The sequence below is a fragment of the Campylobacter sp. IFREMER_LSEM_CL292 genome (assembly GCF_025771615.1).
Lineage (GTDB): Bacteria > Campylobacterota > Campylobacteria > Campylobacterales > Campylobacteraceae > Campylobacter_D > Campylobacter_D lari_D.
In genome coordinates this window covers 1-18847 of the sequence record NZ_JAKMQP010000015.1, presented here as the reverse complement: position 1 = coordinate 18847, position 18847 = coordinate 1, and the positions used below count along the sequence as shown (strand labels likewise).

Sequence of the window (18847 nt, the reverse complement as noted above, 5' to 3'; positions counted from 1 at the left end):
GAAAACTTCTTCTATTTTGCAGGTTTAGGTTATACTTTTGCTGAAACTGTTAGAGTAGGATTTGACTATATCGGTGGTAAAACTGAATATGCAGCAGGTGCTGAAACAGATAAAAATGAATATATCGCAAGAGTATCTTATGCATATAGCCCAAAACTTACATTTAGTGGCTTCTATTCTTACTTAACTGAAGATTTCAATAAAGCTGGTGTTCATGATAGCGATGATCAATTCATCAGACTTGAAGCTCTATACAAATTCTAATTATAAAAGCTAAGCCAAAAGGCTTAGCTTACTATATCTAAAATTATCTCTTCTTTTAATCCTTGTATCTTGATTTCTTTTATTTTTAAATCATTAGGTAGATTTTCAAGCAAAGCTTCTTTATTATGTATATTTTTACTTGCTAATACTCTTAGTATTTTACCCCTATAAGCTTTAGCAAAATGACTTAAAGTTTTGGAATTTTTTAAAAAAGCGAGATTGAGATAAAATTGTTTATTTTTTTTAGATATAATCGAGCTTTATTTATATTTAAAAAAGGCATATTATGTTACGCTCATTTATAATTAGTATTTTTTTTATAAATTCTTTAATGGCTTTTAATGTAAAGTCTTTATTTACTTATACTTTTAATGATAATATTAGCTATGATTTAAAAAAAGCTAAAGAAATATATTTTAAAAACAAATGTAACACCTGTCACGGAGAAAATGGAGAAAAAAATTCTTATGGCAAAAAAGCTATTAAAGACTTAAGTCCAGAAGAAATCAAAGGTACCTTAAAAGACTATGCTAATGGATATTTTAAAGATCAATCAAGCGATAACATTCAAATGAGCATATACGCCAAAAAATTAAGCGGAAGTGATATGGATCACATTATAGCTTACTTAAAGGGGCAAAATTTTTCTATCGAGCTTAATCAAAAAGATCTTTTAGAAGAAGAACCTGCACCAAAAACAAAACATAATACATTTTTAAAATAAAAAAAGGAGTTTTCATGAGAAAAAATCTACTGCTAGCTAGCTTGTTTTGTGCTAGTTCAATTTATGCTGCGGAAGTAAAAATAGGAGTTATTTTACCACTTACTGGCGCTTTAGCGGCTTATGGTAATGATGTATATGAAGGTATCAAACTAGCTAATACCTTAAATCCAAATTTAAAAAATGGAGATAATGTTAAAATCATAGCCATAGATACAAAAGGTGATAAAATAGAAGCAGCAAATGCCACCACTAGACTTATCTCTCAAGATAAAGTTTTAGGACTTATAGGTGAAGCTGTTACACCAAATACTATGCAAGTTTTATCTATAGCTGAAGAAAGGAAAATCCCAGTAATAGCTCCTGTTGCTTCAGGCGATAAACTTTTGGATAAAAAAAGCTACGCTAGTAGAGTTTGTTTTATGGATAGCTTCCAAGGAGATAAATTTGCAAACTATGCATATAAAGATTTAAATTTAAAAACTGTAGTTGTAATAGTTGATCAAAGCAATGTGTATTCACTAGGCTTAGCAAGAGCCTTTGAAAAAGAATTTAAACAAAATGGCGGGAAAATACTTAAAAAATTAACTATCTCATCGGGCGATAAAGACTTTAAAGCTATTGTTTCACAACTTAAAAGTATCAATCCTGACTTTGTTTATATGCCAATTTACCATCCAGAAGCAGCTTTAATAGCAAGACAAGCAAAAGCAGTTGGTTTTAATAAACTTTTAAGTGCAGGTGATGGGGTAAATAATAAAACATTTATTGAACTTGGGGGTGATGCTGTAAATGGAGTAATCTTTACCGATAGTTTTGACTATAACAATCCACCAACAACTTTGTCTAAAAATTTCATCAATGCTTATGAAAAAGATCATGGCACCAAAGAGCTTCCAGCATTTTCTGCTATGGGAGCTGATGCTTATTATGTAATGGTAAATGCAATGAATGAATGTGCTAATAATCTTAACGCACAATGCATTAATGAAAAAATTCATTCTACTAGTAATTTTGAAGGCGTAGGTGGAGTTATAAGCATAGATGCTAGTGGCAATGCAAGTCGTTCTGTAGTTATAAAAGAAATACAAGAACAAAAACAAGTTTATAAAACTATTATTAATCCTTGAAAGGTTAAACTATGAAAAAAATTAGTATAGCTATATTGTCTATCATAGCTTGTAATATCATACAGGCAAAAGAAATTAACATTGGCGTAGTTTTACCTCTAACAGGATCTACTGCAGCTTATGGTCAAAGTGCTTTAGATGGAGTGAAAATTGCAAATTCTATGAAAAATACTTTAAGTAATGGCGATAAGGTAAATCTTGTTGTAGTAGATACAAAAGGTGATAAAATAGAAAGCGCAAATGCTAGCACAAGATTAATTTCGCAAAATAAAGCTTATGCACTTATTGGAGAAATGCTAACAGCTAATACTTTACAAGTGATAAGAATTGGCGAGGAAAAAAAGATACCAGTGGTTGCTCCTGCAGCTACTGCTGATAAAATTTTAAATAAAAAATTATATGCCAGTAGAGTTTGTTTTATGGATAGCTTTCAAGGCTCGTCTTTAGCTACTTATGTAAAAAATAAGTTAAATTACACTAAAGCTGTGATTATTAGCGATCAAAGCGCGGATTATTCTTTAGGTTTAACTAGGGCCTTTGAAAAAGAATTTAGCAAACAAGGTGGAAAAATTTTAGATAAATTTAGAATTACAGCAGGCGATAAAGACTTTAAAGCTATACTTTCTCAAGTTAAAAATTTAAAACCTGATTTTATTTATCTTCCAGTATATTACACTGAGGCTTCCTTGTTCGCACGTCAAGCAAAAGCAATGGGTGTTAATATTCCTATGGGTTCAGCAGATGGAGTTGCCGATGAAACTTTTATCAATCTAGCTCAAGATGCAGCAGAAGGATATTTATTTACAGATAGTTTTGATTATAATAACCCTCCAACACAGCTTTCAAAAGACTTTATATTAGCCTATGAAAAAGAAAAACAAAGCAAAGAAGTTCCAAATTTTACAGCTATGGGTGCAGATGCATATTTTGTAATCTTTGAAGCTATGCAAAAATGTGTTAATGATTTCAATAGTGAATGTATCAACAACAACATTCATGCTACTTCTAAATTTGAAGGTGTTAGCGGGGTGATCAGTATAGACAAAACAGGTAATGCCACGCGCTCAATTGTTATAAAATCAATAGAGAATCAAAAACAAGTTTATAAAGACTCGATTCTACCATAAATAAAAATTTTAAGAGGTTCAATGGATAGTTCTTTAATTTTACAGCAAATTATAAATGGATTTAGTTTAGGCAGTATGTATGCACTTATCGCCATAGGCTATACAATGGTTTATGGTGTTTTAAGACTGATTAATTTCGCACATGGTGATATTATGATGGTGGGTGCATATTCAGCTTTATTTTGTGTTACAAGCATGAATGTACCTTTCTTAGGCGCTCTTTCTTTAGCTATGTTATTTGCAGCAGCTTTAGGTATAGCTATTGATAGAGTAGCTTATAAACCTTTAAGAAAAGCACCTAGAATTTCTTTACTTATCACAGCCATAGGTATAAGCTTTTTAATACAAAATGTATTTAATGTCTTATTTGGTTCAACGCCAAAATATTTTCCTGTGCCAAGCTATCTTGAAACAGTGATTAATTTTAATAATATCAGCATTAGCATTAATAGTATTTTAGTGCCTATTTTGACATTTTTTATATTATTAGTGGTTTTATTCATACTTTATAAAAGCAAATATGGCATTGCTATTAGAGCTTTAGCTTTTGATATTCATACTGTAAATTTAATGGGAATTGATGCAAATCGTATTATCGCTATTGTATTTGCACTAGGTTCAGCTTTAGCTGCTATTGGTGGTATTTTTTGGGCTGTTAGTTATCCTTCTGTTGAACCTAGCATGGGAACTCTTATAGGACTTAAGGCCTTTGGCGCTGCTGTTTTAGGTGGTATTGGTTCTGTTGCTGGGGCAGTTTTAGGTGGTTTGATTATAGGTTTTACAGAGGTTGTTGTTGTTGCTATTTTCCCTGATCTTTCTGGTTTTAAAGATGCATTTGCATTTATCTTTTTGGTATTAATTTTACTTTTTAAACCAACTGGAATTTTGGGTATTAATTTTGAAAAAAGTAGGTTTTAAAATGATTGCAAGAAAAATTACACATTTAAGTTTCTTTATTATAGCGCTTGCTTTTCTTTTTATATCTCCTTATTTTTTTAACGATTATAAAATAGGAATTTTAAGCAATATTGCTATTTTTGTAATCTTAGCGGTAAGTTATAATCTTATCAATGGAGTTACAGGACAATTTTCATTAGAGCCAAATGGTTTTGTAGCTATAGGAGCTTATGTTGCGGCCTTAGTTTTACTTACAAGTGAAAGCAAAATCGATCAGTTTTCTTTAGAGGATCCAAGTAGTTTTATTTTGATGATTCATTCGCCAAGCTTTATTGTAGCTTTACTTGCTGCTGGGGTTTGTGCTATGCTTTTATCTTTAGTTTTAGCCTTTGCAGTATTTAGAGTTAGAGGAGATTATTTAGCTATTGTAACACTAGGCTTTGGAATTATTATCAAGCTTATGGCAATTAACTTTGCTTCTGTTACAAATGGCTCTTTGGGCTTAAACGATATTCCTAAACATACTACCTTATACTGGAGTGGTGGGATTGCTATATTTTCTGTTATTATCATCTTAAATATTGTTAGTTCAAAATTTGGTAGAGCCATGAAAGCTGTAAGAGATGATGAAGATGCAGCATTAGCAATGGGTATTAACACTTTTAATATTAAAACCTTAGCCTTTAGCACTTCAGCATTTTTAGAGGGTGTTGGAGGAGGCTTATTAGCTTGCGCACTAGCTTCAGTTTCACCTGAACAATTTGACTTTTTATTTACTTTTCAGCTTTTAATCATCATTGTTTTAGGCGGCTTAGGTTCAACTACTGGTGCCATCATAGGAGCTATTTTAGTAATAGGCGGAAGTGAGTATTTAAGATTTTTAGATGAGAGTATGAATATTTTTGGTTATGAAACTCCTGCCATGCCTGGTCTTAGAATGGTTGTGTTTTCTGTTATATTGATTTTAGTAATGCTTTTTGCAAGAAGAGGAATAATGGGTGATAAAGAATTAACAGATATTTTATTTAAGTTTTCTAAAAGGAATAAAAAATGATTTTAGAGCTTAAAAAAATCCATAAAAATTTTGGTGGAGTTAGTGCTATAGCAAATACTTCTTTTACTATAAAAGAAAGCGAAATTTTTGGACTTATAGGTCCAAATGGTGCAGGAAAAACGACACTATTTAATATTATTACAGGAAATTATAAACCAAGCAGTGGAGAAGTATTTTTTCTAGGAAAAAAGATTGACCATTTAAAGCCGCACAAAATAGTTCATCTAGGCATAGCAAGAACTTTTCAAAATATTAGACTTTTTTCTAGCATGAGTGTTTTAGAAAATGTATTAATTGGTTTTGATAAGAGTATTAAATATAATATTTTTGAAGCTTTTTTACATTTGGGAAGATTCTCCAAAGCAGAAAAAAATGCAAAAAAAGCAGCTTATGAAATTTTAGAACAACTCAATATTGCTCATTTGGCTGATGAAAGGGCCACTAGTTTAAGTTATGGACAACAAAGAAAAGTTGAAATAGCAAGAGCTTTAGCAACAAATCCTAAACTTTTATTGTTAGATGAACCAGCAGCAGGTATGAATTCAACAGAAAGCGATGATTTAGCCGAATTGATTTTTGATATAAGAAATAATAAAAAAATCAGCGTTTTGCTTATTGAGCATGATATGAAATTTGTAAATAAGCTTTGCGATAGGGTTATGGTGCTTGATTATGGTAAGACTATTTTTGAAGGAAAACCAAGTGATGCTGTTCAAAATCCTGAAGTAATTAGTGCATATTTGGGAGATTTTAATGCTAGTAGTTAAAGATTTACATGTTTATTATGGCTTAATAGAAGCTGTTAAAGGTATAGATTTCACCATAAAAACAGGAAGTATAGTTAGCTTGATAGGCTCAAATGGTGCAGGAAAAACATCAACACTTAATGCAATGCTAAATTGTGTTAAAAAAACTGGTGAAGTAAGTTTTTTAGGTTATGACACTCAAAGACATTTACCTCATACTTTAGTACAAAAAGGTATAGCATTGGTACCTGAAGGAAGAAGAGTTTTTATAAATCTCACTATAGAAGAAAATTTAAAAATTGGTGCTTTTAATAATGCAGAAAACTATGAACATTTGAAAAATCAAATGTATAGACTTTTCCCAAGATTAAAAGATAAAAAAAACGCATTAGCGGGGACTCTAAGCGGTGGAGAAGCTCAAATGCTAGCTATTTCAAGAGCTCTTATGAGTGAACCAAAACTTTTAATGCTAGATGAACCTTCGCTAGGACTTGCTCCAAAAATAGTTGGAGAGGTTTTTGATATTATAGTCAAATTAAAAGAAGAAGGTATTACTATTTTATTAGTGGAACAAAATGCATTTTCAGCTTTAAAAATCAGCGATTATGCTTATGTTCTAGAAAATGGTAAAATCGCTATGCATGCACCTGCAAAAGATCTTATCGGTAATGATGAGATTAGAAAAAAATACCTTGGAGCTTAAATCATGAGAAGACAACTTTTAGCTTTTGGGGATATAAAAATTTCTATTTTTTTATTTTTAATTTTTGCCCTATTTTGCGCTCTAGCTACTTTTATAGAAAGTGCTTACAATACTCCAACAGCATGGGCCATGATATATGGAACATCTTGGTTTGGCTTTATACAGCTCATACTAGGAATCAATCTTTTAACAGCTCTTTTTAAATATAAAATGTTTAACAAGAGAAAAATACCGCTTTTAATCTTTCATATCTCATTTTTATTTATATTGCTAGGTTCAGCTATGACTAGATATATGGGATTTGAAGGAAATTTACACATTAGGGAAAACGAAAAAAATAATATCATTGAAACCTCAAAAAGTTATATCTACATAGCAACCTTAAAAGATGATAAAGTATATAGTGCTGCAAAATCTGAATATATTGCCACTTTACCTTTTGTAAATGATTTTTCATTTGATTTAATACTACCCGATGAAAAGGCTCAAATTTCATATGAAAATTTGATTTTAGATGCAAAAGAAATTTATATCGATGATAACAACTCTGCTCCTCTTTTATCTTTAATGCTTTCACAAAATAACGAATCTAAAGAATTGCTTTTTCAAGCAGGGGATATAAAAAATATCAATGGTGTCAATATAGCATTTTTAAACGACTCTGCTCCAAGTCCTTATATAAAAATTGATAAAGATCTAAAGCTTAGTGCTGATTTTGATTTAAAATACATGTCAATGAGTGATGGTAAAGAAAACATTTTAAAAGCAAATCAAAAAGCACAAGCTAAAGATTTAAGATTATATTCTTTTAATGATATTAATTTAGTGGTAAAATTTGCTTCTTTACATGGTAAAAAAACCTTAGAAGGCGTTAATCAAGCTCAAGATGAAAGCTTTTTTACTTGGTTTAAAAATAGTTGGATAGAGCTAGGACGCAATGCTTTGATTTCTTTATTTGGTGAGGCAAAATACTGGAATAATTCTTTATTAAATAATTTCAAAGACTTTGCACAAAGCACTAAATATATGCCAACTCAACTTTCAGAAAATGCTATTAATGCTTTAAAATTAAAATTAAGCTATAAAGGAGAATCTAAAGAAGTTTTCCTAGTAGAATACAACTCGCCTATCCGTATTGATGTAGCAGGTCAACCTTTCTTTTTAAGATGGGGTCCTAAAGGAATAGAAATGCCATTTGAAATGTACTTAAAAGACTTTGAGCTAGAACGCTATCCTGGTTCGATGTCGCCTATGTCTTATGCAAGTTATGTGGAAATTGATAATGCCGAACAAAAATTAGAATATAAGATTTTTATGAATAATGTTTTAGATTATCAAGGTTATAGATTTTACCAAAGTTCTTATGATCAAGATGAGCTTGGCACCATACTTTCAGTTAATAAAGATCCGGGTAAAATTCCTACATATATTGGATATTTTTTACTTACATTAGGAATGTTTTTAAATATTTTAAATCCTCATTCAAGATTTAGGACTTTAGCTAAATTAATCAATCAAGACACCTTGAAAAAAACAAGTGCGATATTGACATTTATATTAGTTTTTTTTGCAAGCCAAAATACTTATGCAAATGAACCCATCAAGGTAGATGAAACACATGCTAAAGAACTTGCTTCTTTGGTAGTGCAAAAACCTGATGGTAGAATGGTTCCTTTTAATACTTTAGCTATGGAAGTTTTAGAAAAAATATACAAAAACACAACCTTTCAAGGCCAAAGTGCCGAAGCAACTATCATATCAATGATTTTTGATGGCAGTGCATGGTATGATAAAGATATTATATTTATGCCAACAAGTCGCTTGGTTAATGAAGAAATTTCTAAAATTTTAGGTATTGAACCTAGAGCTTATACTAGTTTTAAAGATTTTTTCACTACAGATGCTTATAAACTACAAAAATATGTAGAAAATGCTAATAGAAAAAATCCAAATCGTAGAAGTGTTTTTGATAAAGAAATAATCAAGCTTGATGAAAGAGTAAATATTGTAAATTTAATTTTTTCAGGAGATATTTTTAAATTTATTCCACTGCAAAATAGCACCAATAATCAATGGGTGGCACCACGCGAAGCATATATAGGATTAAAAGGCGAAGAAGGTAAAGAAGTAAGAAGCATTTTAGAAAATTATTTCAATGCAGTTAGCAATTCTATTGCACATAACAACTGGGATGAAGCAACTAAAAATTTAAATATTATCAAAAATTACCAAGAAAAATACGGCCATGAAGTTATGCCAAGTGCTAAAAAAATTAATACAGAAATCTTTTTCAACAAAAGTCAAATTTTTGTAAATCTTGCTCCGCTTTATTTATGCGCTGGATTTTTACTTTTGATTATAGTTTTTGTTAAAATGCTCCTGCCAAAAATTCGCATTGATTTTATATTTAAATGTGTTTATATGTTTAACATTGTGGCATTTTTCATCCATACTCTAGGTTTGGCTTTGCGTTGGTATATAGCAGGTCGTGCTCCATGGAGTAATGCATATGAGAGCATGGTTTATATAGCTTGGGCTTTATCATTATCTGGAATTTTCTTTTCGAGAAAAAGTCCTATTGCACTTTCTTTAACCTCTATTTTAGCAGGAGTTACTTTAGGTGTAGCTCATCTTAGCCAAATGGATCCGCAAATTACCAATTTAGTTCCTGTGTTGCAATCTTATTGGCTAACAATACATGTTTCGGTTATTACTGCTAGCTATGGATTTTTAGGATTATGTGCATTATTAGGTATATTTGTACTTATTTTATTATGTATGCTAAAAATCAATGGCAAACATAATGAAAACATTTTAAGAAATATTACAGAAGCAACAAGAATCAACGAAATGGCTATGATTTTAGGACTTTGCTTACTTACAGTTGGAAATTTCTTAGGTGCTATATGGGCAAATGAAAGCTGGGGAAGATATTGGAGTTGGGACTCTAAAGAAACTTGGGCTTTAATTAGTATTTTAGTTTATGCAGCCATTTTGCACATTAGAATGGTACCAAAATGGGCAAATCAATACATTTTTGCAGTTTGCTCCATGTTTGCATATTGGGTAATTATCATGACTTATTTTGGTGTAAATTACTTTTTAACTGGTATGCATTCTTATGCAGCAGGAGATTCTGTGAAAATTCCTGATTATGTGTATTGGGGATTTTTATTTATGGTAGCATTAAGCTTAGCAAGTTATTTTAAAAGATCTTATGCAACAAAATTATAGGAAAGTTTTAAATGAATAATTCTCTTTTTATTTTTTTAGTTATAGCTTTAGTGATAATTATCATACTTGGAATTCTTTTGGTATTATTTTTCATGCACAAAGAAAAACAACCAAGCAAATCAAATCCAGCTAAAACTCCAAAAATAAGTAATATAGAAGATTTTATATCTAAAGCAAATAATGTAAGCAACTCTCAAGAAATTCAAGCTTTAATTTTGCAATTTTTAAATTCACAAAAACTAGGATCTAATCCAAAAGACAGCGCCACTAAAAGAAAACTTGATTTCATTAGTGCTATTTCAGCCAATGCTAATGCTACTCCTAAAAACATTTCATTTTTAAACAATGAGCTAAAAAAAAGATATAAAGCTTTGAAAAAAGAAATTGATGCTTATGAGCAAATAGGTCTAGCAAAAAGAAAAATGAGACAATCTTAAGGTTTTTTGATGAAAAATATTAGAAATTTCTCTATTATAGCTCATATTGATCATGGTAAAAGCACATTAGCTGATAGAATTATCAGCGAATGCGGAGCTATTAGCGATAGACAAATGAGCGCCCAAGTAATGGATACTATGGATATAGAAAAAGAGCGTGGTATAACTATAAAAGCTCAATCTGTGCGTTTAAATTATAAATTCAACAATGAAGAATATGTATTAAATTTAATAGACACTCCGGGCCATGTTGATTTTTCCTATGAAGTAAGTCGTTCTTTGGCAAGTTGCGAAGGAGCTTTACTTGTTGTTGATGCTTCTCAAGGAGTAGAGGCTCAAACTATAGCCAATGTTTATATAGCCTTAGAAAATGATCTTGAAATCATACCAGTGATTAATAAAATTGATCTTCCTTCGGCTGATATTGAAAAGGTTAAACACGAAATAGAGCATATTATAGGAATTGATTGCTCTAATGCAATTTGTGTTAGCGCAAAAACAGGTGTAGGTATAAAAGAACTCATAGAAACTATCATCACAAAAATTCCTGCGCCAAAAACTGATGATGAAGCACCTACCAAAGCTTTAATTTATGATTCTTGGTTTGATAATTATCTTGGAGCTTTGGCTTTAGTTAGAATTTATGAGGGAAATATTGCTAAAAATGATGAAGTTTTAGTTATGAGTACAGATAAAAAACATCTCGTGCAAGATCTTTTCTATCCTCATCCATTAAGCCCTATAAAAACTAAAAAATTAGAATCAGGTGAAGTAGGTGTTATCGTGCTTGGACTTAAAAATGTCGCCGATGTTCAAGTAGGTGACACCATAACACTAACTAAAAACAAAGCAAAAGAAGCCATTGGTGGTTTTGAAAAAGCCAAAGCTTTTGTTTTTGCAGGATTATATCCTATAGAAACGGATAAATTTGAAGATTTAAGAGATGCTTTGGACAAATTAAAACTTAATGATAGTTCTATTACCTATGAACCTGAAACATCCCTTGCTTTAGGATTTGGTTTTAGAGTTGGTTTTTTAGGTCTTTTGCATATGGAGGTTATTAAAGAAAGACTTGAGCGTGAGTTTAACCTTGATTTAATTGCTACTGCTCCAACTGTTACTTATAAAATTTATCAAACCGATGGAGAAGTTTTAAAAATTCAAAATCCAAGCGAACTACCTCCGGTAAATAAAATCGATTATATAAAAGAACCTTATGTAAAAGCAACTATCATAACTCCAAGCGAATACCTAGGGAATTTAATCACTCTTTTAAATCGCAAACGCGGTATGCAAGTTAAGATGGATTACATCACTCCTGAGCGCGTTTTACTTGAGTATGATATACCTTTAAACGAAATCGTTATGGACTTTTACGATAAACTTAAATCACTTACCAAAGGCTATGCTAGTTTTGATTATGAGCCTATTGAATTTAGAGTGGGAGATCTTGTAAAACTTGATATTAAAGTAGCTGGTGAAAATGTCGATGCACTAAGCATCATAGTGCCAAATGAAAAAGCACTAAGCAAGGGCAGAGAGCTTGTAAAAGCGATGAAAGAAATCGTCCCAAGACAGCTTTTTGAAGTTGCTATCCAAGCAAGCATAGGAAATAAAATTATTGCAAGAGAAAATGTAAAATCCATGGGTAAAAATGTAACCGCAAAATGTTATGGTGGGGATATTACTAGAAAAAGGAAACTTCTTGAAAAACAAAAAGAAGGTAAAAAAAGAATGAAAGCTATTGGTAAGGTGCATTTACCTCAAGAAGCATTTTTAAGTGTTTTAAAAATAGACTAAATCCCTAGTTTATGCACTAGGGATATAAATTTATGCATTGATATCTAAAGAATTTCCACCCATTTCATTAATTTTTTGAGTTACTGTTTCAATAGCTTTATCAATTGTCTCATAGCTGATATCAGGAAGTTTGCCACCCCACATTTTTTCCGCTTGCGCAAATCCTGCTTTTAGACCTTCTAAACCTTTTTGAAGTTTTTCCATGTCTTCACCAGCCCCATTAATAACAAAATCAGCCAATCTTTGAGATGTTTTTGCTACACCAAAATATCCATCTTCCCCAATAAGCTCTTTTGCTTCATCAGCATTTAAACTAAGTATATCTTTACCTTCATATCCTATAGCTTTAAAATCTACATTTGATAAAATAGCTGTTAAAGAATCCTTAGATTGAGCTCCTTGAAAAATCCCTGCCTGAGATAGACCATTGGATGAACTCATGCTAAATACTTGCTGCATAAAATTCATAGCATAAAGCTCGGTTATGCCTTTTCCTCCCATACTAGCAAGCTTACTAAGCTTATCCTCATCTATATCTTTTGTGCTATTAGCACTTTTGGTATTGGCATCTTCAAGTTTTGTATTCAAATTAGCCTTCCTATTGCTAACTTGCGACTCTACTGCCACGCGTGAATACGAATTTATTTGCATCCTTGCTCCTTTTTTGTGGGTTTATAAAAATCGTCTAAAAAAAATTAAAATTTACATTAAGAAATTTATAATTACAGCTTAAATATAATGCCAAATATTTATTGTATTTTTAAAATTTGGGTGATATAAATGTTTTTCAAAGATTTTTTCATTATCATTGTCGATCCATATTTTAAAGATATTATAGAAGGTATAGAATCTCTTTATTAAATTTATTTTATCTATAAAATTTTAAATAAAATAATTTTTAATAAGGAAAGCTATGTCAATACATAATTTTTACACTACATTAAATCCTACCAAACTATTTATAAAATGTGCTTTGCCAAACATGGCTAGCATGGCTTTTATTTATCTTTATGTAATTATTGATGGAATTTTTGTTGGAAGATATTTGGGTTCAAATGCACTTGCTGCTATGAATTTAATGATGCCTTTTATCATGATAAGTTTTGCTCTAGCTGATATGATAGCCATAGGCTCATCAGTGCAAATAGCAATTAATCTAGGTAAAGGAAAAGTTGAAAAAGCAAAAGCTATTTTTTCTTTTTGTATAGTTCTTATTTTTGCAATTTCTTGTTTAATGGGAATTTTAGGATTTTTTCTAGCAAAAACATTAAGTGCTTTTATGGGAGCTGATGAGAATATTCAAAGTTTATCTACTGAATATATGCAAATTTTTGCCACTTTTGCTCCCTTTATTATGCTAGCTTTTGCTATGGATAATTATCTTAGGATTTGTGGAAAAACTTTTTATAGCATGATAGTTAATATCATTACTGCTTTGAGTAATATTTTTCTTGATTGGCTTTTTATAGTAGTTTTTGATTGGGGGCTTTTTTCGGCAGCTTTAGCAACTTGTATAGGTATGTTTTTAGGAAGCGTTTTAGGGATACTACCTTTTATTTTTAAAGATTTAACTTTAAAATTTAAAAAACCGATAATCAAATTACAAATACTAAAAAATATACTTTATAATGGCTCATCTGAATTTTTTTCTAATATTTCTAGCTCTTTTTATACCATCTTAGCTAATGCTTTCTTGCTTAAACTTTCTGGAAGTACAGCTGTTGCAGCATTTTCTGTGATTTTATATCTTAGTACTTTTGTTTTCATGCTAGTTTTGGCCATGTGTGATGCTATGCAACCTGCATTAAGTTATAATTATGGACACAAAAATATTGCAAGAATTCAAGCTATTTTTAAAAGAATGTTTTTTGCTTCTTGGGGTGTAAGTACAATAGTGTTTTTATTTGTTTATTTTTTCAATAACCTTATAGTAAGTGTTTTTAACAAAGATAACAACCAAGATTTTATCCATATAGCACAAAATGCCTTAATATTTTTTTCTTTTTCTTTTTTATTTTCTTGGTTTGGAAAACTCTGCGCTTCATTTTTCACAGCACTTGATAAACCCTTACTTTCTTTAGGAATTTCTATTTCCCAAAGTCTTATTTTCCCATTTTTATCCTTGTTTATACTAACACAATTTTTAGGAGTAAATGGAGTTTGGCTAGCCACTTTAGTGGGTGATATTTGTATGATTTTTATTGCCTCATTTTTATTATATAAAACTTTTAAAAATCTAAACTCTTAGCTAATTTTAAACAAGAGTTTAGATCTTGTTCTTTACATATATATAAATTTTTAAAATTACGAAGTTTTAAAGCTGTACTTTGACCTATAACTACAACTTTATCTTCTTTTTCTAATGCAAAAAATTTCAAAAATTGCTCTATGCTTGAAGGAGCGCTAAAGATAAAAACACTTGGATGATGTATTTTTAACTCATCTTTTTTAGGCTCTATGGCTATATTTTCATAAACGATTAATTGTTTTAAAAGGATATTTTCTTTCAGCAAATACTCATCAAGACCTGAACTAATTTTCTTCGCTCTTAAATAAAGACATTTTTTATTTTTAAACTCAAATAAAAACTCACTAGCTAAATTTTTACCATAAGCCTTGCTAGGATATTTGACATTTTTAAAGCCAAGCTCTTTTGCAAAATCAGCACTTTTTTCTCCCACAGCATAAAGTTTAATATTAAAATCAATTTTGTTTTTACTTGACATTAATGCTTTTAATGCATTCTTGGAGCTAATGATTAAACAATCAAATTCCTTTAAATTAACTTCAAAATCAAGAAATTTAATTTCATTTAATCTTATAGTCTTAACACCATCAAATTCTTTATCCCCTATAAAATAAATCATTATTTTCCTATAAAAGTTTTATCAAAATTTGATCTTAAATTTAAAGTTGCTATATAAGGATCATTTGCTTGCATTATCGCTCTAACCACAGCTATACCTTGTATATTACAATCTTTAAGCAAATTTAAATTAACTTCATCTATCCCACCTATAGCCACAATAGGTAAAGAAACTAAACTAGCAATTTCTTTTAATCCATCTATGCCAAGCACAACACAATCTTGCTTGCTAGGCGTAGTAAAAACAGCCCCCACTCCAAGATAAGTAGCACCTTGAGTATTAATAAGATCATTTTTATGATTGATCGTAAGCCCTATGATTTTTTCTTCGCCTAAAAGTTCCCTTGCTTTTTTTAAAGGCATATCCTTTTGTCCTATATGCACTCCATTTGCATTCACAGCCATGGCTATATCGATTCTATCATTTATCACAAAAGGTGTGTTGTATTTTTCACACAAAGCTTTAACTTTTAAAGCAAGATTATAAAATTCTAAAGTACTAAGATTTTTCTCTCTAAGTTGTAAAATATCAATCTTAGCTTTCAAAGAAGCTTCTAAAATATTTAAAAACTCGCTTTCGCTTTTTTCACCCTTGCTTGCGACAAGATAAATTTTAAATGATTTCATATTTGGCTCTTTTTTTAATTTCTTCATCATCTAAATTATTTAAAGCATCGATTAAATTCACTCTAAAACTACCACTTCCACTAGAAAGCTCTTGAGCGATTTCGCTAGCTATGCCAAAACTAAGCAAAGCATATAAACTAGCCTGAAATTTATCTTCTAACGCTCCTGCAAAAACTCCACACAAAGAAGCACACATACAACCTGCTCCAGTTATCTTAGTAGCCATGATTGAGCCATTATAAATTTTAGCAATACGCTCTTGATTTATAATATAATCAATTTTTCCAGTTATAGCTAAAACACGCTTAGTTTTATAAGAGTATTCTTTAGCTTTTTCTAAAAACTCATTATCGATTACAAAAGTACTATCAACCCCTCTTGCTTTACCATCTAAACCTATAACACTAGCCATTTCAGATGCATTTGCCTTAACAATACTAATACCTTTTAGATTAAGTAATTCAAAATTAATCCCATCTCTTGCCTTACTCACACCCAAAGCAACAGGATCAAAAATTATAGGTTTATTTAATAAAGTATATTCTTTAGTTGCTTTTAACATAGAATTTGCTATAAGTTGATTAATCGTACCTGTGTTTAATACTAAGGCTGAACTTATTCTAGCAAAATCAGCTTGCTCTTCATAAAAATCAGCCATAGCAGCACTTGCTCCCATTGCTATAGTTATATTTGCACAATCATTAGCTGTAACATAATTAGTAATATGATGAATCAAAGGATTTTTTTCTCTTACTGCTTTAATAATCATTTTTACTCCTTGTCATATTGAAAAAAATGATTAGTCGGGCCACAACCTTTTCCAAGTGCTAAAGAATTTAATATAGCTCCATACACATAATCTTTAGCAAGTTTTATAGCTTCACGTTTTTCTTTACCTAAGGCAAGATTACTAGCTATAGCTGAACTTAATGTACAACCTGTGCCGTGTGTATTTTTTGTATTAATTTTTTCTGCTTTAAAAATACTAAATTCCTTTCCATCATAAAAAACATCATTGGTGTTATATTTACTATGTCCACCTTTAATCAAAACACTTTTTGCACCTTCTTTGTGAAGTTTTATAGCGGCTTTTTTCATATCCTCCTCATTAAGTATTTTAAAATCACACAAAAACTCAGCCTCGGGAATATTTGGAGTAAGTACATCAGCTAAAGATAAAATTTCATCTTTAAAAAACTGACAATTTTCTAAAGGCATTAAAGCATAGCCATTTTTTGCAAACATCACAGGATCAATCACTACATTTTTAGCTTTAAAGCGCAATAAATTTTCTTTTACACAAATTATGATTTCCTTTGAACCCAGCATTCCAATTTTCACAGCAGCTGGCTCTATGTCTTCATAAACTGCTAGCATTTGCTCATCTATTATCTTAGTGGGTATATCAAAACAAGAAATCACCCTTGCAGTATTTTCAGCCACAACGCTTAAAACTATACTCATACCAAATAAATTATGAGCGCTAAAAGTTTTTAAATCAGCTTGTATGCCAGCTCCACCACTACAATCACTTCCTGCTATAGTTAAGATAGGAATTTTAGTTTTTGTTTTTGCTTGTATCATTTTTATCCTTTTTTTATAAAAAAGGAAAGTTTTTGCAAGAATTCAAAGTTTGCATTACCAAACTTCTCAAGGGTCGAAGTTATACTTCCTCTCAGCAAAAGCTCCCCATTAATGAAAAATTATATCTTAGTTTTAATTAATCTTTAAAAATATTTTGAAATACTGCTATAATTTTGAAAAAACTACACAAAAATAAAAGGAAAAATATGACTAAAATTATTTTTGTTTGTTTAGGTAATATTTGTCGTTCTCCCATGGCCGAATTTATTATGAAGGATCTTATATCAAAAGCAAATTTAAATAATGAATTTATTATTTCTAGTGCAGGTACTTCAGGTTACCACGATGGGGAGGATATGCATTATAAAACTAAAGCTTTATTAGATAACAAAAATATAAATTCTAAGCCATTTTGTAGTAAAAAACTAAATTTAAAAATGTGCGAGGATAATGATTTAATTATCGTAATGGATAATTCTAATTATAATGATATAGTTAAAAATTTTCCAAATGCAAAACATAAAATTCATAAAATCACTTCTTTTGCCTTAGAATTAGGATATGACGAAGTGCCTGATCCTTGGTATAGTGGGAACTTTGATGAGACTTACACTATACTTTCAAAAGCATGTTTTGGGCTCTTAAATACTCTTTATAAAAATTTATCGTTTAAATAATATTTGTTTCTTTTTTAATTTTTAATGATATAATAAACTCATTTAAAATTCACCATAACATCAAAGGAGTTTAATTAATGAAAAGTATCAAATTAAAAATTTCATTAATAGCAAACATTATAGCTATAGTATGTCTTATAATACTTGGCGTTGTTAGTTTTATTTTTACAAAAAAAGCCTTAAATTATGAGGTAGTAAAAGCTGAAACTAATTATGTAAGAACTGCAGAAAAATCAATGAGAGATTTCAAAAAGCTCAATGTGCATTCTTTGGAAAAACTTTCTCAAGCCATCTTAAAGCTTCCATATAGCGAACTTAACACTCAAGAAAAACTTATGGATAATACAGGTAATTTACTAAAAACAGTTAGAGATATGAATAGTTATTTAGCTGTTTATATAGCTCAGCCAAGCGGTGAGTTAATAGTAAGTGATCCAGATAGCGATAGCAAAGGCTTAGATTATGGAATTTACGGAAAAGCAGATAATTACGATGCTACTACAAGAGAATTTTATATAGAGGCTAGAAAGAAAAATGGCTTATACATTACCGCATCTTATATTGATGCAACAACTGGTTTACCATGTTTTACCTACTCTATGCCATTAATCAAAGATGGTAAATTTATAGGTATACTAGCTATTGATGTTTTGGTAAAAGATCTACAAAACGAATTTAGCGAACTACCAGGAAGAACCTTTGTATTTGACCAAGCTTATACTGTATTTGCCTCAACTGACAAATCATTAGTTAGCGATAAGCAAAATCCAGATATTATAACAGTTGCTAAAGCTTATGAAAAAGCTGGTGATTATAATATTTTCAGCTATACCACACAAAATGGTAACAATAGATTTGGTATTTGTGTTAATGTTGATGGTTATACAACTTGTGCGGGCGAAAATATAGAAGTTATTGAAGCTCCTGCTTTAAAAATAGCTTATATTCAAACTACTATTGTTATTTTTACAAGTATAGCT

Annotated in this window: 19 protein-coding genes; 14 read left to right on the top strand and 5 right to left on the bottom strand. The window is 30.3% G+C overall.

From position 1 onward, the window contains the following. The 11 genes from L8T82_RS07385 to lepA form a co-directional block, all read left to right on the top strand. Positions 1 to 264: major outer membrane protein (locus L8T82_RS07385; protein ID WP_263726214.1), on the top strand; the 264-nt coding region annotated here is incomplete at its 5' end. A gap of 283 nt (positions 265 to 547) precedes the next feature. Continuing rightward, complete coding sequence (locus L8T82_RS07380) at positions 548 to 988, top strand: c-type cytochrome (protein ID WP_412175070.1); 441 nt, start codon at positions 548 to 550, stop codon at positions 986 to 988. A 14-nt stretch (positions 989 to 1002) separates the two neighbouring features. Next, positions 1003 to 2115 carry an ABC transporter substrate-binding protein gene (locus L8T82_RS07375; protein WP_263726212.1) on the top strand — a complete coding sequence of 371 codons (1113 nt, stop codon included), beginning with the start codon at positions 1003 to 1005 and terminating at the stop codon, positions 2113 to 2115. Between the two features lie 11 nt (positions 2116 to 2126). Continuing rightward, positions 2127 to 3242 (top strand): ABC transporter substrate-binding protein, encoded by a 1116-nt coding sequence (locus tag L8T82_RS07370; protein WP_263726211.1) that lies wholly within the window; start codon positions 2127 to 2129, stop codon positions 3240 to 3242. Positions 3243 to 3263: 21 nt separating this feature from the next. Beyond that, positions 3264 to 4160, top strand: coding sequence for a branched-chain amino acid ABC transporter permease (locus L8T82_RS07365; protein WP_039628648.1), 897 nt, complete (start codon positions 3264 to 3266; stop codon positions 4158 to 4160). Between the two features lies 1 nt (position 4161). Beyond that, positions 4162 to 5193 (top strand): branched-chain amino acid ABC transporter permease, encoded by a 1032-nt coding sequence (locus tag L8T82_RS07360; protein ID WP_133319839.1) that lies wholly within the window; start codon positions 4162 to 4164, stop codon positions 5191 to 5193. Continuing rightward, positions 5190 to 5960, top strand: a complete 771-nt coding sequence (locus tag L8T82_RS07355) for an ABC transporter ATP-binding protein (protein ID WP_133319838.1) — start codon at positions 5190 to 5192, stop codon at positions 5958 to 5960. Before L8T82_RS07360 ends, L8T82_RS07355 begins: the two co-directional genes overlap by 4 nt. Further along, positions 5947 to 6642: an ABC transporter ATP-binding protein gene (locus L8T82_RS07350; protein WP_133319837.1), complete on the top strand. Its 696-nt coding sequence runs from the start codon at positions 5947 to 5949 to the stop codon at positions 6640 to 6642. Before L8T82_RS07355 ends, L8T82_RS07350 begins: the two co-directional genes overlap by 14 nt. 3 nt (positions 6643 to 6645) lie before the next feature. After that, on the top strand, positions 6646 to 9876 hold the full coding sequence (ccsB, locus tag L8T82_RS07345) for a c-type cytochrome biogenesis protein CcsB (protein WP_263726210.1): 3231 nt from the start codon (positions 6646 to 6648) through the stop codon (positions 9874 to 9876). A gap of 11 nt (positions 9877 to 9887) precedes the next feature. Then, complete coding sequence (locus L8T82_RS07340; RefSeq protein WP_263726209.1) at positions 9888 to 10313, top strand: hypothetical protein; 426 nt, start codon at positions 9888 to 9890, stop codon at positions 10311 to 10313. 9 nt (positions 10314 to 10322) lie between these two features. Continuing rightward, entirely contained in the window at positions 10323 to 12113 is a 1791-nt protein-coding gene (gene lepA, locus L8T82_RS07335; RefSeq protein WP_263659952.1) for a translation elongation factor 4, read from the top strand. Positions 12114 to 12143: 30 nt separating this feature from the next. Here the strand turns inward: lepA and L8T82_RS07330 are convergent, their stop codons facing one another. After that, the gene (locus L8T82_RS07330) at positions 12144 to 12764 is read right to left on the bottom strand and encodes a hypothetical protein (protein ID WP_133319834.1); all 621 of its coding nucleotides are present in this window, start codon (positions 12762 to 12764) and stop codon (positions 12144 to 12146) included. Positions 12765 to 13032: 268 nt separating this feature from the next. On the opposite strand from L8T82_RS07330, the gene L8T82_RS07325 reads away from it, so the two are divergent. Further along, complete coding sequence (locus L8T82_RS07325) at positions 13033 to 14361, top strand: MATE family efflux transporter (protein WP_263726216.1); 1329 nt, start codon at positions 13033 to 13035, stop codon at positions 14359 to 14361. Here L8T82_RS07325 and L8T82_RS07320 read toward each other — a convergent pair. The 4 genes from L8T82_RS07320 to thiD are packed head-to-tail and all read right to left on the bottom strand — an operon-like array spanning position 14342 to position 17190. Beyond that, a complete protein-coding gene (locus L8T82_RS07320; protein ID WP_318529723.1) occupies positions 14342 to 14983 on the bottom strand; it encodes a uroporphyrinogen-III synthase in 642 nt (213 codons plus the stop codon). The two genes, L8T82_RS07325 and L8T82_RS07320, sit on opposite strands and share 20 nt — an antisense overlap. Beyond that, a complete protein-coding gene (gene thiE, locus L8T82_RS07315; protein WP_263726208.1) occupies positions 14980 to 15606 on the bottom strand; it encodes a thiamine phosphate synthase in 627 nt (208 codons plus the stop codon). Before thiE ends, L8T82_RS07320 begins: the two co-directional genes overlap by 4 nt. Continuing rightward, positions 15593 to 16375: a hydroxyethylthiazole kinase gene (thiM, locus tag L8T82_RS07310; protein WP_263670401.1), complete on the bottom strand. Its 783-nt coding sequence runs from the start codon at positions 16373 to 16375 to the stop codon at positions 15593 to 15595. Before thiM ends, thiE begins: the two co-directional genes overlap by 14 nt. 2 nt (positions 16376 to 16377) lie before the next feature. Next, entirely contained in the window at positions 16378 to 17190 is an 813-nt protein-coding gene (gene thiD, locus L8T82_RS07305; RefSeq protein ID WP_412175069.1) for a bifunctional hydroxymethylpyrimidine kinase/phosphomethylpyrimidine kinase, read from the bottom strand. Positions 17191 to 17396: 206 nt separating this feature from the next. Here thiD and L8T82_RS07300 point away from each other — a divergent pair, with 206 nt between their 5' ends. Together L8T82_RS07300 and L8T82_RS07295 are read left to right on the top strand one after the other, a co-directional pair. Further along, the gene (locus L8T82_RS07300; RefSeq protein ID WP_133319828.1) at positions 17397 to 17867 is read left to right on the top strand and encodes a low molecular weight protein-tyrosine-phosphatase; all 471 of its coding nucleotides are present in this window, start codon (positions 17397 to 17399) and stop codon (positions 17865 to 17867) included. A 77-nt stretch (positions 17868 to 17944) separates the two neighbouring features. After that, positions 17945 to 18847 (top strand): PDC sensor domain-containing protein (locus L8T82_RS07295; protein ID WP_263671823.1); only part of this gene is annotated, 903 nt, incomplete at its 3' end.